The sequence below is a fragment of the Paenibacillus paludis genome (genome assembly GCF_042610515.1).
GTDB lineage: Bacteria > Bacillota > Bacilli > Paenibacillales > Paenibacillaceae > Paenibacillus_AQ.
The window spans coordinates 1-632 of record NZ_JBGJZP010000057.1; the positions used below are offsets into that span (position 1 = coordinate 1).

Here is a 632-nt window from a genome sequence, read left to right on the forward strand (position 1 = left end):
ACCTACCGGGAGCTGGACGAGCGGTCGAACCGGTTGGCGCGGCGGCTGCGGGCCCAGGGGGTGAAACTCAATGATCATGTCGGGCTGATGACCGGGCGGGGTTTTGAAATGATCGTCGGCATGCTGGCGATTCTGAAAGCCGGCGCGGCATATGTACCGATGGATCCGGACTACCCGCAAAGCCGGATCGCACATATGATCAGCCATGCGGGAGTGAGCGTCGTTGTCGTCGATCAGGCGTATGCAGAAGCGCCTGCGCTATTCGTCGACAGCCGGGACCCTTCGCTGATTGAGCATTCCGGCGAGGCGCTTCGCCTTGCCAAAGATTCGCACGAGTTGGCGTACATTATTTACACCTCTGGCTCAACCGGGGAGCCAAAGGGCGTCATGATTGAGCATCATTCGGCCNTATTCGTCGACAGCCGGGACCCTTCGCTGATTGAGCATTCCGGCGAGGCGCTTCGCCTTGCCAAAGATTCGCACGAGTTGGCGTACATTATTTACACCTCTGGCTCAACCGGGGAGCCAAAGGGCGTCATGATTGAGCATCATTCGGCCGTGAACCTGGTCAGCTGGGTCAATCAGGAATTTGGCGTGCATGAGGAAGACCGGCTGTTGTTCATCACGTCGAT

General features: G+C 58.3%; 1 protein-coding gene. It reads left to right on the plus strand.

What is annotated here, in order from left to right; genetic code table 11:
* On the plus strand, positions 1-632 hold a 632-nt coding region (locus tag ACAN56_RS35405), incomplete at both ends, for an AMP-binding protein (RefSeq protein WP_379148791.1).